The sequence below is a fragment of the Pontibacter coccineus genome (assembly GCF_030546575.1).
Classification (GTDB): domain Bacteria; phylum Bacteroidota; class Bacteroidia; order Cytophagales; family Hymenobacteraceae; genus Pontibacter; species Pontibacter coccineus.
On record NZ_JAUOTN010000010.1, the window covers coordinates 109,146 to 124,299 of the forward strand.

12 protein-coding genes are annotated in these 15,154 nt (G+C 50.7%); 6 read left to right on the top strand and 6 right to left on the bottom strand.

What is annotated here, in order from left to right:
* Positions 1 to 61 precede the first annotated feature (61 nt).
* Both glf and Q4E40_RS19130 read right to left on the bottom strand, forming a co-directional pair.
* Positions 62 to 1,264 (bottom strand): UDP-galactopyranose mutase, encoded by a 1,203-nt coding sequence (glf, locus tag Q4E40_RS19125; RefSeq protein WP_303414537.1) that lies wholly within the window; start codon positions 1,262 to 1,264, stop codon positions 62 to 64.
* Between the two features lie 35 nt (positions 1,265 to 1,299).
* Complete coding sequence (locus Q4E40_RS19130) at positions 1,300 to 2,553, bottom strand: glycosyltransferase family 1 protein (RefSeq protein WP_303414540.1); 1,254 nt, start codon at positions 2,551 to 2,553, stop codon at positions 1,300 to 1,302.
* A 258-nt stretch (positions 2,554 to 2,811) separates the two neighbouring features.
* On the opposite strand from Q4E40_RS19130, the gene Q4E40_RS19135 reads away from it, so the two are divergent.
* The 3 genes from Q4E40_RS19135 (at position 2,812) to Q4E40_RS20440 (ending at position 5,051) form a co-directional block, all read left to right on the top strand.
* Positions 2,812 to 3,525 (top strand): DUF8091 domain-containing protein, encoded by a 714-nt coding sequence (locus Q4E40_RS19135; RefSeq protein WP_303414542.1) that lies wholly within the window; start codon positions 2,812 to 2,814, stop codon positions 3,523 to 3,525.
* Positions 3,526 to 3,626: 101 nt separating this feature from the next.
* A complete protein-coding gene (locus Q4E40_RS19140) occupies positions 3,627 to 4,874 on the top strand; it encodes a sugar MFS transporter (RefSeq protein ID WP_368411182.1) in 1,248 nt (415 codons plus the stop codon).
* Between the two features lie 18 nt (positions 4,875 to 4,892).
* Positions 4,893 to 5,051, top strand: a complete 159-nt coding sequence (locus tag Q4E40_RS20440) for a hypothetical protein (protein ID WP_368411183.1) — start codon at positions 4,893 to 4,895, stop codon at positions 5,049 to 5,051.
* A gap of 598 nt (positions 5,052 to 5,649) precedes the next feature.
* On the opposite strand, the gene Q4E40_RS19145 is transcribed toward Q4E40_RS20440, so the two are convergent.
* Positions 5,650 to 7,968: a GH92 family glycosyl hydrolase gene (locus tag Q4E40_RS19145; protein ID WP_303414544.1), complete on the bottom strand. Its 2,319-nt coding sequence runs from the start codon at positions 7,966 to 7,968 to the stop codon at positions 5,650 to 5,652.
* A 392-nt stretch (positions 7,969 to 8,360) separates the two neighbouring features.
* On the opposite strand from Q4E40_RS19145, the gene Q4E40_RS19150 reads away from it, so the two are divergent.
* Complete coding sequence (locus Q4E40_RS19150) at positions 8,361 to 8,915, top strand: 3'-5' exonuclease (RefSeq protein ID WP_303414546.1); 555 nt, start codon at positions 8,361 to 8,363, stop codon at positions 8,913 to 8,915.
* Positions 8,916 to 9,044: 129 nt separating this feature from the next.
* Here Q4E40_RS19150 and Q4E40_RS20445 read toward each other — a convergent pair whose 3' ends face one another.
* The 3 genes from Q4E40_RS20445 to Q4E40_RS19160 all read right to left on the bottom strand — a co-directional run bounded on the left by Q4E40_RS20445 (position 9,045) and on the right by Q4E40_RS19160 (position 12,660).
* Positions 9,045 to 9,221, bottom strand: a complete 177-nt coding sequence (locus Q4E40_RS20445; protein ID WP_368411184.1) for a DcaP family trimeric outer membrane transporter — start codon at positions 9,219 to 9,221, stop codon at positions 9,045 to 9,047.
* A 304-nt stretch (positions 9,222 to 9,525) separates the two neighbouring features.
* Positions 9,526 to 10,653 carry a formylglycine-generating enzyme family protein gene (locus Q4E40_RS19155; protein ID WP_303414549.1) on the bottom strand — a complete coding sequence of 376 codons (1,128 nt, stop codon included), beginning with the start codon at positions 10,651 to 10,653 and terminating at the stop codon, positions 9,526 to 9,528.
* Positions 10,654 to 10,863: 210 nt separating this feature from the next.
* Entirely contained in the window at positions 10,864 to 12,660 is a 1,797-nt protein-coding gene (locus tag Q4E40_RS19160) for an arylsulfatase (RefSeq protein ID WP_303414552.1), read from the bottom strand.
* Between the two features lie 644 nt (positions 12,661 to 13,304).
* Here Q4E40_RS19160 and Q4E40_RS19165 point away from each other — a divergent pair.
* Both Q4E40_RS19165 and Q4E40_RS19170 read left to right on the top strand, forming a co-directional pair.
* Positions 13,305 to 13,736 (top strand): SRPBCC family protein, encoded by a 432-nt coding sequence (locus Q4E40_RS19165; protein ID WP_303414555.1) that lies wholly within the window; start codon positions 13,305 to 13,307, stop codon positions 13,734 to 13,736.
* Positions 13,737 to 14,082: 346 nt separating this feature from the next.
* The gene (locus tag Q4E40_RS19170; RefSeq protein ID WP_303414558.1) at positions 14,083 to 15,048 is read left to right on the top strand and encodes an HNH endonuclease; all 966 of its coding nucleotides are present in this window, start codon (positions 14,083 to 14,085) and stop codon (positions 15,046 to 15,048) included.
* Positions 15,049 to 15,154 lie beyond the last annotated feature (106 nt).

Below are 15,154 nucleotides of genomic sequence, written 5' to 3' on the forward strand. Positions count from 1 at the left end.
CCGGGGAGTAGGAGTTGCCTGCTACCTATCCGGCGGCAGGCAAAAATGGATTTCATCTTTATCAGGCGGTTCTGCTGCTGCCTTTCGTGCCAGTGTGCAGTCCCATTCCGTTTAGCTTTAGGCGATGGCCGTTTTGCCCGACCAAGACATCCTCCAGAACCGGCAGCACCTCTTCCTGGCCCGTCAGTTTTTTGAAAAGCGTGAGCGCCTGCGCCACCACCTGGTCCATGTTGTAATACTTGTAAGTAGCCAGCCTACCGACAAAGTGAACCCCAAGAGTCGCCTCTGCCAACTTTTTGTACTGGTTGTAAATGGCCGCATTCTCAGGGCGCGGCACCGGGTAATAAGGGTCTCCCGCCGCTTGCGGGTATTCGTACACCACACTGGTTTTAGAATGCTGCTGCCCGGTCAGGTATTTGAATTCCGTAATGCGGGTATAGGCGTGCTCGTTGGGGTAGTTCACCACTGCGGCAGGCAAGTATACCGGGGCATCCAGCGTTTCATGCTTAAACTCCAGCGAACGGTAAGGCAGTTTGCCAAAACGGAAGTCAAAGTACTCATCCACCGGACCGGTATAGATCATTTCCCGGAAAGGAATCACATCGATTATTTCGTGGTAATCCGTGTTGAGCATGATCTTGATGTTGGGATGCGCCAGGAGCTTTTCGAACATGCTCGTGTAGCCGTGCAGCGGCATGGCCTGAAAGGTGTCGGTAAAGTAGCGGTCGTCGCGGTTGATGCGCACCGGCACGCGGGAGGTCACGGACTTGTCCAGTTCCGAGGGGTCCATGCCCCATTGTTTGCGGGTATAGTTGCGGAAGAACTTTTCGTAAAGCTCGCGCCCTACTTTGCTGACCACCACATCTTCGGAGGTGCGCACCGTAGACACTTCCTCCGCCACGGATTTAAAAAAGTCATCCACTTCAAAAGAGGTCAGACTAAGGCCATATAGCTTGTTGATGGTATCAAGGTTAATGGGCATGGGCACCAGTTGTCCGTCCACGCTGGCGAGCACCCGATGCTCGTAGGGGCGCCAGGCTGTGAACTGCGACAGATAGTCGAACACCTCTTTCGAATTGGTGTGGAAAATGTGCGGTCCATACTTGTGCACGAGTATCCCGTCTTCATTGTAATGATCGAAGGCATTGCCCGCAATGTGCGGTCGCTTGTCGATGATGAGTACTCTTTTATCCAGCTGGGAGGCCAGGCGCTCGGCAAGGACGCTTCCTGCAAACCCCGCTCCCACGATCAGGTAGTCGAACATACGGTATTGAATTATAAGGTACAATTACATCCTGATCAGGATCGTCGCTGCTTTTTCAGCTCCAGGGCATTGGCGATCAGCTTCGTCATGCTGCCCCAGGTATTGTTCCAGGAAAGGTCGGCCATGAAACCATCCACAGCGGCCAGCCACGCCTCGTCCTGCTGTTGCAGCAAGGCTTTCTCCACTGCTGCTATAAAGGCTTCGGGGGTACCGGCGATATGCACCAGACCCGCATCCCCGTAAGGGCGCACCACGTCCCGGATAGGGGTTGATACCACAGGCTTTCCGGCTGCCAGGTATTCGGGCGTTTTGGTCGGGCTGATAAATTCGGTGGACTCATTGATGGCAAAAGGCAGGAGCGCCACATCCCAGCCACTCAGGTAGGCTGGCAGTTCTTTGTAGGATTTCCCTCCCAGGTAGTGAATGTTGGGGTGACGAGGCAAAGTGGCCGGATCAATTTTCACGACCGGTCCGATCATGACCAGTTGCCATTCCGGTCGGGCGGTTGCCAACGCTTCCAAAAGCCCCAGGTCCATACGCTCGTCTATCACCCCAAAGAAACCGATGCGGGGTCCAGGAATATTAGCCTGGTCAGACGGTTCGGGCAAAGGGGTGCGCGCCTGCGCAAAGTGCGCCTTGTCGATGCTGCTTGGAAAAGCATGCGCCTGCGGATGCTGCTTTCTCTTGGCCTCATATAAGCTTTGGCCGCCCGTAAAAACAAGGTCCGCTTTCCTGAAGAGTGCCTTTTCCAGGTCTTTGAGTTGGGCGGGCGCAAACCTGAAGGCCGACAGCTCATCCATGCAGTCATAGACTGTGAGCACCGGGGCAAAATGCGCCGTGAAGCCCAGGGCCATCGGTGTGTAGTACCAGAAAAGGTAGTGTACTATTTTATTTTCAGCAAACAGCTGGTCTAATAGCCTCCGTTGGGCCGCCTCTACCTCCTCCGGCGACAGGCCGTGGGGCAGGTGCGGTACGATCAGGTGCACATGCCCCTCCCGCTCTGCCACCTGCAGGTATGGCTCATGGCAATCTGTGAAAAGGGGTTCTTCCACAAAGAAAACACGTACATGTTTTGCGAAGCGCGAGAGCAGGTGCTGTGGTCGCTGGTACACAAAGTCCCAGCGCAGGTGTGACAGGCAGACCACATCCGGCAGGCCCTGAAAATCATTAGCTCGTGTTGCCCCACTACTTGTTTTTTTGTGTGATTCGGTGCTTATGACAGGAGCAACCGTAATGTTGTCTTCGCCGGTCGATACCGGCACATTTGATTCAGAGTTTGTTTTGAACATAGCGTTTCTTTTAAGAGACAGTGAGGCCAGGTTGCAGGATCGCATCGCGAAAGGGCCGAACTGAGAATGTAAGCTTCTCTAACTACGTAAGTTGCGTTAAATCAACCTAGGAAATTATACGTATTAGCACCGGTTAATACACTTATTTCTTATTAGTATTATACCTGATTTATACGCTAATCTAATTTACAGGAGCCTGATAGGCTGTTTTTACAACAGAATGCCTATTTTGCAGATTAGAAAAAGCAAGTGGCAGGTATGGCTGATTCAGAGGTAGCAGATAAAGAGAGTATCAGGGGAAATGGCATCGGTATACGCAACGAGCGCTCGCTGCATGCCGCCCTGAAGCAATGGTATGCCCAGCCTGGTGATTGCTTTGAGGTACCTGTTGGCGGATTTGTAATTGACCTGGTGCGCGGAGAGCAGCTGGTCGAGATCCAGACCCGCAATTTCACCGCCATCCGGCCGAAGTTACAGACCCTGGTACAAGAACACCGCGTACACATGCTGCACCCGATCACGCTCGAAAAATGGATTGTGCAGGTAGACAAATCCGGCGGCTCCACTTTGTCCAGGCGCAAGTCAACCACCAGGGGAGCGCTCACCGATCTTTTTGAAGAGCTCGTACGGCTGCCTGAGCTAATGAACCACGCCAATTTCTCCATTGAGTTTCCGCTGATACAGGAGGAGGAAGTACGCTGCAAAGATGGCAAAGGCAGTAAGCGCCGCAAGCGCGAAAGCCTGAAAGACAGGCGATTGGTTAGTGTGGTCTCTTCCAGGGTGTTCAGCAAGAACACTGATTTTCTGGAGTTTCTTCCACCAACACTTCCGCAGCCCTTTTCGAACAAATGCCTGGCAAAAGCTACCGGGCTGCCGATGCACCGCTGCCGCCAGATTACGTACTGCCTGCGTAAAATGGATGCTATTGTGGTAGTAGGAAAGAGAGGGAACGAGCTGCTCTACGAGTGGTAGTAAGTAAAAACAAAACGAAAGCCGTCCGTTAACTTCCGGAAAAACGCTATATTGTCATACCTTAAACACAACAAGAACCTAACACACTAAACTATACCCTGATGCCATCCATCACGCCTATTAAGACCAACGAGACTGCTTCGCAGTCTACCGAATCTCAGAGGGACTATAGAAACTATACCTCCCCGCTGATCGTTGTAACGCTCCTGTTCTTTATGTGGGGCTTTATCACCTGCATGAACGACATCCTGATCCCGAAGCTGCAGGAGGTGTTTACGCTGCAGCTCTGGCAGGCCATGCTGATCCAGACAGCCTTCTTCGGGGCCTACTTCATTGTGTCTTTCCTTTACTTTATATTGTCCATTGTCAAAGGAGACCCTATCCAGAAGATCGGGTATAAGAACGGTATCATCATCGGTCTGATCGTAGCAGCGTTGGGTTGTACCTTGTTCTACCCAGCGGCCGAATTTCATAGCTACGGTCTTTTCCTGATGGCCCTGTTTGTGCTGGCATCCGGCATTACGGTACTGCAGATCACGGCCAATCCCTATGTGGCGATCCTTGGGCCTCCTGAGACCTCATCCAGCCGCATGAACCTGTCGCAGGCGCTGAACTCCTTCGGTACTACCATCGCCCCAATCATCGGCGGTTACCTGATCTTCGACCAGGTGGCTTCTGCCCAAATTGACACGGCAGACTCTGTGAAACTCCCCTACCTGGGACTTGCTGCGCTACTGCTACTGTTGGCACTGTTAATTAAAGTGGCGAGACTACCGCGGCTGGAAGGTAGTGGCAAAATTGAGACTGGTGCAGCCGCTCTGAAGCACCCGCATTTGGTACTGGGTATCATCTGTATCTTTATGTATGTGGGTGGTGAGGTGAGCATTGGCAGTGCGTTGATCAATTACATCAAACTTCCACAGATCACCGGCCTGACTGAATCGGAGGCGAAGCATTACCTGGCCTTCTATTGGGGTGGCGCTATGATCGGACGCTTTTTCGGCGCCGTCGCCTTGAGCACCCTGAAGCAAGCCGGAAAGTTTGCTGTTATCGCCCTGATCGCCGTGGCTACCTTCCTGACAGTGTATGTGTTGTATGACCTCAGCGAGGCGCTGATCATCCTGGGAATGATTGCAGTAAACGTATTGGTGCTGATGCTGGCCCGCTTTATACCTAACCGCACTGTGGGCTTTTTTGCCATGGCCGTAATTGGCTTGCTGCTGATTGGGGTGGTAGCCGAAGGTTCACTTGCCATGTGGGCGATCATCGCCATCGGTCTGTTCAACTCCATCATGTTCCCAACCATCTTTGACCTGGCCATCAAAGGGCTCGGCCGCCATACCAGCTAAGGTTCTTCCCTACTGGTAATGGCCATTGTGGGCGGTGCCATCGTGCCCCCACTACAAGGCCTGTTTGCTGACGTAACAGGCGACCTGCAGCTTTCCTTCATCATTCCGATGATCTGCTACGCTTATATCGTGTATTATGGCTTCGTGGGGTATAAAGTGAAAGAGGTTCAGGTATAGCCGACACACATTGAATTCAAAAGAAAAGAGACCGTGGGATTAGCCTGCGGTCTCTTTTTTTGTCTGAATCGGGACTTGCAGGATTTAAGAGGGTTCCTCCCCCACGGATTGACAGGATTCCGGTGCACGATTAACATCCCCCTGCCCCCTTCGAAGGGGGACTTTCTGCCATCGCCAGTTTATAGGTTTAAGGTTAGTAGCCAAGACCACACGGACCCCTGGCAGGTATAGCAAGAGTAACTTGCCACGGAAGCTATGCAACAGATCACCTTAGCCAGGTGCACCAAATGACTACCCACTGTTTGAGCGTTCAGCGAGTTTGGGGAGTCTTGACCTTTTTGCTTACTTTTTGTGTCAAGACAAAAAGTGAGTGCCCGCCGCACAGGCGAAGCTATAAAACAATATAGGTTAAGGTATAGACAGGCTGAAGCTACGCCAGCTGCAAACTAGCCACCTTGCTCCATCGGCTAGAGTCCGCCCTATACCGCACACTCGCGGGACACGAGCGAGGGCATTAACCTTAAAAACAGAGAAGCCTCTCCTGATCCGGAGAGGCTTCTCTGTTTTTAAGCTATAACTGGTTTCACTCTATACCTGATTAAGGGGCTACAGCGAAAAGCTTCTTATTCGGCTTACTGCCCAAATAAAAGATTAACTTCCCACCATTCATAATCTCATCGTGCGTCAGGAAAGCGCGATTCACTGGTTTTCCGTTCAACTCCATCTTCTGCACATACACATTGCTGCCTTTCTGGTTCTTCACATCAATGATAAAGGTCTTGCCGTTCTCCAGGTTGATTGTGGCTGACTTGATGGCTGGACTGGTGATGGCGTATTGGTCGGAGCCAGGGGCTACCGGGTAGAAGCCCAGTGCACTGAAGATGTACCAGGCACTCATCTGCCCAAAGTCGTCATTGCCGCCCAGGCCGTCGACTGTCGGCTTATACATGGCCTTGAGCACCATGCGGGTGCGTTCCTGCGTTTTCCAGGGTTGGTCGGTCCAGTTGTAGAGGAATGGAACGTGGTGCGAGGGCTCGTTGCCGTGCACGTAGTTGCCGATGATGCCTTCTCTGGAGATATCCTCGGTGTTCTCAAAGTACTTATCCGGCAAATCCATGGTGAAGAGCGAGTCCAGGTGCTGAGCAAAGCGGGTCTTCCCTCCCATCATGGCGATCATCTGGGCTGGGTCGTGGGGCACATAGAGACTGTAGTTCCAGGAGTTGCCTTCAATAAAGCCCTGCCCATGCGTGTCCAGCGGGTCAAATTCTTTCTTCCAGGTGCCATCGCTCAGCTTCGGGCGCATGAAACCGGATTTGGCGTCGTACACGTTTTTGTAGTTCTGGGCTCGTTTGCTGAATTCCTCGTAAATATCCTGCCGGTTCAGCTTCTTGCCCATCTGCGCAATGCACCAATCGTCGTAGGCGTACTCCAGGGTTTTCGACACCGAAGATCCATTCTTGTCCTCCGGCACGTAGCCCATGTCCATGTAGTAGTCCAGGCCGTCGTAGTAACGGGTGCGGGCGGTCTGCACGCAGGCATCCAAGGCACGGTTCGCGTCAAAGTTGCCGTTCCCCTTCAACACCGCATCAGCAATCACGGGCACGGAGTGGTAGCCAATCATGCACCAGTTTTCGTTGGCGTAATGCGACCATACGGGCAGCATCTTATGCACACTCTGGTCGTAGTGCGTCAGCATGGATTTGATCATGTCGTTGTTGCGCGCGGGCTGCAGGATGTTGAAGAGCGGGTGCAGCGCCCGGTAGGTATCCCAGAGCGAGAAGCTGGTGTAGTTTGTAAAGCCATCGGCCTGGTGCACGTTCAAATCAATGCCTCTATACCTGCCATCCACATCCATGTAAGTGGTTGGGCCAAGGAAAGAATGGTACATGGCAGTATAGAAGTTCACGAGGTCGTCTTTGCCGGCATCCACGACCACTTTGCTCAGTTCCTTGTTCCAGGCAGCCTGCCCTTCGCGCTTCACCCGCTCAAAGTCCCAGTGCGGAATCTCGGCTCTCATGTTGGCCAAAGCGCCCTCGGTACTCACCGGCGACAAGGCAAACTTGATCTTGATCTTCTCTCCTTCCTCTGTTTTAAAATCGAAGTAGGCGCGGATCTTTTTACCGGCAAACTCAGGAAAGTTTTTGGTCTGGTCAAACTTGCGCCAGAAGCCTTTATATACCTGCGCTTCAGCAAAATCCTGGTTGCCATACTGGTGGAACGGCTTGCTGAAGGACATGGCAAAGTATACCGTGCGGGTGCGGGCCCAGCCATTGGTCTGGCGGTAACCGGTGATCAGGGTATCGTTCTCCACGCGCACAAAGGTCCAAGTGGTTTTGCCGTCGTAGTTGTAGATGCCCGACATCAGGTCCAGGACAATGTGCGATTCGTCAGACTTCGGGAAGGTATACTGGTGCATGCCCACGCGGTTGCTGGCCGTGAGTTCTGCCAGGATGTTGTGGTCGTCGAGCTTTACCTTGTAGTAGGCCGGTTCTGCTACTTCATTTTTATGCGAAAAAGCTGAGCGATACCCACTTTCCGGTCTCTCGGCGGTGCCCGGATTCAGCTGTAGTTTGCCGGTAGTCGGCGCGATCAGAAAATCGCCCAGGTCGGAGTGGCCGGTGCCGCTGAAGTGGGTATGGCTGAAGCCGACAATCGTCTTATCATCGTACTGGTAGCCGGCGCAGTACTTGTACACGTCCTTGTTATACTTGCCGTTCACCTCATAAGGGATAGTATCGGTATCGGGACTCAGCTGCACCATGCCGAAGGGCACCGTGGCACCCGGATAGGTATGGCCCATCTTGGCCGTGCCGATCATGGGGTTGACGTACTTCACCAGATCAGGCGCTGCAGGTTTCTTTTGCGCAAAGGTCAGGCAAGGTATAAACAGCAGAACGAATAGGGTAAAAACTCTCATAGTTCAGGGGTTAGGTATAGCTCTTAAAGTTAAAATTTATTTTTTAACTACAGCCAGAATAGCTGTTTCGGATTTATCAATCCGAGGGCCCCTACCCCCAACTGTTGCGGGTCTCCAGACCCGCGTAAACCGATAAACGGGGATGTGGACATCCCCAACAGTTTACTTCGGGACATGGATGTCCCAAAGAGCGTGTATTAAGCGTGTAGTAAGTGCTACCTCATGTCATTTCGACCTTTGGGAGAAATCTGAATTGTTAACATTACACAAACTTCCTCCAGCTCTCCGCTATCGTCGAGATAACAAAAGAGGTCAACTCCTCCCTCATACCTGCAAATTGACTAACTTGCGACCTCGCTTTTAACACCCTGCATTTTACACGTAGCCACCTGATGGATTTTATTGCGCTTGATTTTGAAACGGCCACGCCCCAGCGTGACAGCCCTTGTGAGATAGGTATAACTGTGGTGCGCGACAGGCGGATTGTAGAAACACGATCCTGGCTGATCAAGCCTTTGTATTACCCCAATTTCAATTCCTTTAACATCGCCGTGCACGGCATCCGGGCGACTGACGTACGGGACCAGCCTGATTTCGCGGAACTTTGGCCGGAGCTAAAACCTTACCTCGAAAACCAGTTGCTGATCGCCCACAATGCGAGCTTCGACATGAGTGTGCTGCGCAAAACACTGACAACCTATGGTATCCCGCTGCCGGAGGCACGCTATACCTGCAGCCTGAAGTTTTCGAAGAACATCTGGAAAGGAATGCACAAGTACGACCTCAAAACGCTCTGCAACATGCACCGCATTGATTTCCTGCACCACCGCGCCGCCTCCGACGCAGATGCCTGCGCCCGCCTCTCGCTCAAGGCTCTCGACCTGACGGGTACCAGCTCAGAAGCGGAATTTGATGCACGCATGGGAAGTAAAATTGCCAGGGTATAGCAGAGCCTTACCGGCTCTCCTTTTATGCCCAGAAGAAGACAGAAACCTGCTATAAAAATAATTTTGTATCAATTAGGCATTGTGTTTACTTGTTGAAGAAATCACCATAACCCTCTATCATTAAATACATTACCTGTAATCCAGGATATTGGGGTCTACATCAGTATCTGTGAAAATGCATTCGGTTTGCCCGACTAAAAATCTACCCAATTTTACAAAAGCCTTACGGAAGTGAAAAGTAGTCTGGCCTTCATCCGGCACCGATCCATAAAAACCAAACTCAAAACTTCCTTTGAGCTGGCCCATAGACGCCTGCTTCCAGCTCCTGCTAAAAGGGAAGCTGTTTTATTTCTGTAGTATAATAAAAGCAGGTGCCGGTTATCAGGTGAATGTTTGCCTGTGGGTGGTTCATGCAGGGGAAACTGTAGAAAGTGTAGCGGTTACACTACTTAACAGAGAGCTTGATCGGTCCGTGCGCAGAATCCTTCACATTAGCCTTTACAAATGCAAGGGAGGACTTCCGCGGCGCGCACTCCCTCCGGTAGGTATACCTGAGCAGGGTGAGGACTATTACTAGTATCGCAGAAAGCGGCATTCTATCTCGCCCTGCTTACTGCGAAGAAACGCATCGGAAGCCAGAATTCTCCAGCCCTGTATCAGGAGAGGATTTCATACGTGCCGATACTCTGTACCCTTTGCAATAGGAGGCATGACACATAAATGAGCCGCCCCTCATCACTCTTTTGGGAACAGTCGGCTCCATCGGATCAAAACTGGTAGCTGGTCCTTTGGGGTTTGCCATCACTTGGTCTGGGGAGCTGTTGTAGTAGTTGGGATCGTACCAGTCAGTGCACCACTCCCATACGTTACCGGCCATATCGTACAAGCCATAGGCATTGGGAGCAAAAGAACTGACCGGAGCTAAACCGCTATACTTGTCCCAGCCGTTGTTCCGGTTCGGGAACTGCCCCTGCCAGGTATTGGCTTTCGGCTTTCCTTGCTCTACCTGCTCGTTTCCCCAAGGGTATGGCTGGTTTTCAATTCCACCCCGTGCGGCAAACTCCCATTCTGCTTCCGTGGGCAGGCGCTTGCCGGCCCAAGTGGCATAAGCCACCGCATCATCCCACGACACGTGTACGACCGGATGGTTTTCTTTGCCTTCCAGGTTGCTGCCAGGCCCCTGCGGGTGCTTCCAGTCAGCCCCTTTTTTCCAAGACCACCATTGCCGTGCATCCTGTAGCCCTACTTCATAAGCAGGCGGCATAAAGACCAGAGAAGCGGCAACAAGCAAGCTATCGGCAGGTCTTGGCGTGCCAGCTGGCAGTTGTTTCCTGAGCTCTTCCCAATCCGGCGCTCTTTCCGCCGTGGTCACGTATCCTGTCTCCTGCACAAATTTGGTGAACTGGGCATTGGTCACCTCAGTGGCGTCCATCCAGAAACCATCCACTTCCACCTTATGCTGGGGATATTCGTCCTGCCTTCCTTCTGCATCGGCAGCGCCCATGTCAAACGCTCCCCCTTCGATCCATACCATACTATCGTGTGATACGTCGCCTCTTTTAAAAGGGACTGTCTTGCCGGTGCCTGCAAACCGGGAAGGCAGGCCTTCATGGCACGAAGCAGGTTCTCCCGTAACCATATTAGCATTCTCCTCCTGCGCACTTTGCTGTTGGCAGGAGATGGTGAGGCAGAGCGCACCATATAAAAAAAGAGAAGCCGGTGTTGCAGAAGTCAACATGTAGGATGTTCCGTTTTTAAGTATATGTTTTTTGATAGTTGCCCTTTGGCTGCAGCATCTTAACCCATCGAATCCAGGTATAACCGGCTTGATCGTGCTCCTGAAAGCAAAAGCAGGGCTTAGTCTGTATTGATAGCCTGATAGTTACACAGTACAACCAGGAAAAGCGGTATTGAAAAAGGAGCTGCAACATGCATGGCATCTTGAATACTACTCTCCACCACGTTGCAGCTCTAGCGTAGCTTTTCCTATGATGGCCCTATTCGTGGAGTCTAGCTTGGATTTAAAGAAATTCTCTGGTCCGAGCACACTATAGGCTCTGCCTCCATGAAATGGTATATAGCCCACTGCCTGTGTATATCCAATCCAGCCGCTTAACATTTCGTGGAGCTTTTCCGGTTTCTGATCGGCAAGGTCATGTTGCTCCCGGGGATCCTCCTTCACGTTAAACAGTTGCCAGTTCCTTCCCTCTCCGAAAGGTGGCATCAGGAACCGGATTTTCCAGTCACCTTTGAGGTAGGCTTTATTTTCCAGGCTTTCAATCCCAAAGCCGGCGTTTTCATCCCGCACAGTAGCTCGTTTATTACTCAACATTTCATTAAAAGGAGTTCCGGTCATGGCGGCGAGCTTGTTGTTTCTGTACGTATCCGGCCGCTTGGTCCCGGTGATTTCGAGCAGCGTAGGCATGATGTCGGTGCCTAAAATTTTGTTGCTGGCATCTATTCCTTTTAAGGTAACGCCTGGTCCGGAGATAATAAAGGGCACCCGGATACCTCCCTCGCCTGTGGTGGTTTTGAAATAAGAATAAGGCGTAGCGGTCACCTCTGCCCACGCCCCTTCCAATGAAATAAAGGAGTTGGGCTTCCCTAAATTCTCCAGGCTATTGTCGAACGGCTTCATGTTAGTCTTATAAAACGAAGGGTCTTTGGGGTTAGCACCGTTGTCACCGATCAGGATGATCAAGGTATTTTCCAGCTTGCCAGCTTTTTGCAGGGCATCCAGCACGCGGCCGATATTCAGGTCCATGATCTCCAGCATGGTGGCGTAGAGCTCCATCCGGCGGGCTTCCACTTTTTTCTGCTGCGCTGAGAGCTCGTTCCACTTTTTATATTCCCCTGAACCCGGGTTCATCGGAAGGTCTTTGGGAATCAGGCCAAGCTTTTTCATGTTGTCCATCCGCACCTGGCGAATGTGGTCATAGCCTTTGTCGTAAGCGCCCTTGTACTTATCCATCCATTTGTCTGGCACATGCAGCGGGTCGTGGGGCGCCGTGAAAGCCAGGTAGCCGAAGAAAGGCGCGTCGTCTTTCTGTTCGGTGATGTACTGGATCATTCTGTCTGCGTAGTAATCGGAAGAGTAAAAATCATCCGGAAGCTTTTTCACCAGCACACTGTCATCGTAGTACACGGTGTGTATCACTTCTTCTGGGCCCAGCGGAAACATGTTGTTGAAATGGCTCACGCCCCCGCCCAGAAAGGAGAAGCTGTGCTCAAAGCCTTCCTCAAACGGGCGCCTGCCTTTTTCATGCCCCAGGTGCCACTTGCCGCTCATATAAGTATGGTAGCCGTTTTCGCGCAACACTTCCGGAAGGGTCATGACCCGGTCGTTCAGGTACCCCTCATAGCCGGGCTGCATGTACTGGTTGGCTGCCTGAAATGGAGGCATCGAGCCAATGCCGCTGATATGGTTGTCCATACCGGACATAAACATGGCCCGGGAGGGCGCGCAGAGCGGCGTGGTATAGCAATGCTGCACAATCAACCCGTTGTCGGCCAGGCGCTGGACGTTGGGGGTACGGATCTCCCCTCCGAACGGCGACAGGTCTGAGTACCCCAGATCGTCCACCACGATCAGGAGAATGTTCGGCCTGCTTCGGGTAGAGGACGCATCGGTACCAGTATCTGTCTTGGCTTCATTTCCGTCTTTTGTTTTACGCTCCCCGCAGGAGCAGATAGTGAGGGGAAGTCCTATACACAACAGGAAAAGCAAAGTGGATACATTTTTCATACCCTTCGGTCATTAAATACTTTCAACTGGACGGTCTGGCATCAATGCACAAAGCAAAATTTCCATCAAGTACAATTGATGGCAACCTGCTTTCAGTGGGATAGCAAAAAGAATAATTTAATACAGCAGCAACGTTATCAGAAAGATACCGCTGAAGAAAAGGGTGTTGCTCACTGCTTGAAGCAGATGTTGATAGAAGTCAGATCGATTAATACAATTGCACCTTAATGTAGGTAGCAGATATCTTTACGTTATAAAATTCACTTTGATCATTAGGTAAGATGCATCTGTACGGTGACAGCAGCTAAAGCATTTGTGCTTTTATTGTATAATAACTTATGAATATTACTAAATTTTGAATAAAATTATACTTTGGAAAGAGCTCCGACAGCGGTAGGGAGCATAATCAGTTACGAAGGACATTTTTAGCCGAATACAGGCCCTCGGTTGAAGTACAGACTACCGGCCTTTACCTGATTAATCATAGGTATGCTTCCAAAGTCTATATAGTAAACTGGAAAGCCTACGGCCGATCCTCCACATCAACAAGTTCCAAAACCGTGTATGATGAGCTAAATCAAACAGTTGTCTGCATTACAATACCAGCTTTCTAATTTATATAGGAAACTCTTCAAATGATTACTATGGAAAATACTTCAAAAAATACGACCATCACCATCAGCGCAAACATACAGGCACCTGTAGCGAAAGTCTGGCAATGCTGGACTGAGCCGCAGCACATCACTCAATGGAACAACGCTTCTGCTGACTGGTATACCCCACGCGCAGAAAACGACCTTCGGGTGGGCGGCACCTTCCTCTCCAGAATGGAGGCCAAAGACGGCAGCATGGGTTTTGACTTTACGGGTACCTACACCGATGTGCAGGAGCACGCCCGCATTGCCTATATCCTGGAGGACGGCCGCACAGTCACGATCAGTTTCGAGCCAAATGGCACGGAAACCCGCCTCACGGAGGTCTTCGATGCAGACCCTAGCCATTCGGTAGAGATGCAGCAGGCGGGCTGGCAGGCTATTCTGGATAACTTCAAAAACTACGTGGAAGCCGCCGCCTAACCCCGCGCACTGCACAACAAAATTAATATACAGGCGCCCAACGAAAAGGTATACAGCATCCTGCTCGACGCGCCGACTACTATGGCAGTTTCGAAGACAAATTCAACGTGCACTGGATGTTCAACTGCGATCAGAAGTAACAGAATCAAAAGAGCCGCTCTTTCAGTTATTGAAGGCGGCTTTTTTGATTCGTAGCATGAATGTCTATTGCTCGTAGGTATAGCTTTCGCTTATAGTTGGCACCAGTTCCGTTGGACATCCTCACAGGTATAGCACTTGCTTTAGTTAGCTGATTTCGACCTAACTTTAAAATGTAAGTCTATCAGCAAATCGCTATATTGTCGAGATGAAACAGATGGGCTCCGTTACAAACAACCCGGCACTCAAAATCTACCTGAAGAAATTCACGAAGTTGCGCCAGGGCGTAACTCAATATGGCAAAGCACCACACAAACCGGTTCTGTTGCTAACTTTTATAGAGTTATTTGAGAAAGGCGAGCTCTCTGAGAATAGGATATACATTGCACCAGAGCTGGTTGCGCAGTTTAAAGAGACTTTCGCACTACTGGTGAGGACAGCACACACATCTGACTTCTCTTTACCTTTTTATCACTTGACAACTGAAGGTTTTTGGAGTGTTAAAACTAAAATGGGTACAGCTCTCCAAGTTCATATCAGAAGCATCCATACCCTTAGTGAAGTAGTTGACTTTGGTTTTTTTTCTGAAGACCTCTATACCTTATTGTTGGACACAGAGTCCCGAAATATTCTAAAGACTGTTATTCTAGACTATTATTTTCCGGATACCAAAGCTGAGTACCTCAGTGCAAAACACGGTGGGTACATCCAAAACCTGCAAAGCTATCTGCTTAACGAGAGTCCTGCCAGCTATACCTTGGCAGTGAACGAAACAGACGAGGAAGAGCAATTTATCCGGGGCGGGATGTTCAAAAAACTTGTGCCGCAGGTATACAACCACACCTGTTGCATTTCTGGTATGCGGTTGGTTTCCAACCACGGATTTTCTATGATCGATGCCTGCCATATCGTGCCTTTCAGTTTAAGCAAAGACGACAAAATCAACAATGGATTAGCTCTCTGTCCCAACCTTCACCGGGCTTTTGATCGTGGTCTAATATCCGTAGATGAAAAGCTCAAAGTGCTAGTATCATACGCAATAGCAGAAGACCTGACAAATGACTATGCGCTCTTACATCTAAGAGGCAAGCCACTTACCTTGCCCTTTGGAGAGAAGCATTTCCCAAATGCCTACAACTTGGCCTGGCACCGGGATCAGGTGTTTAAGAAGTAGCTAAAAGAGTCACTTTCAACTTTAAACACTGCCAGTACTCAAGGGCGGGTTCGCCTTTAAGCAATCCGAAATTAACTGGTTACAAGCTATCACTTAATAGGCTTAG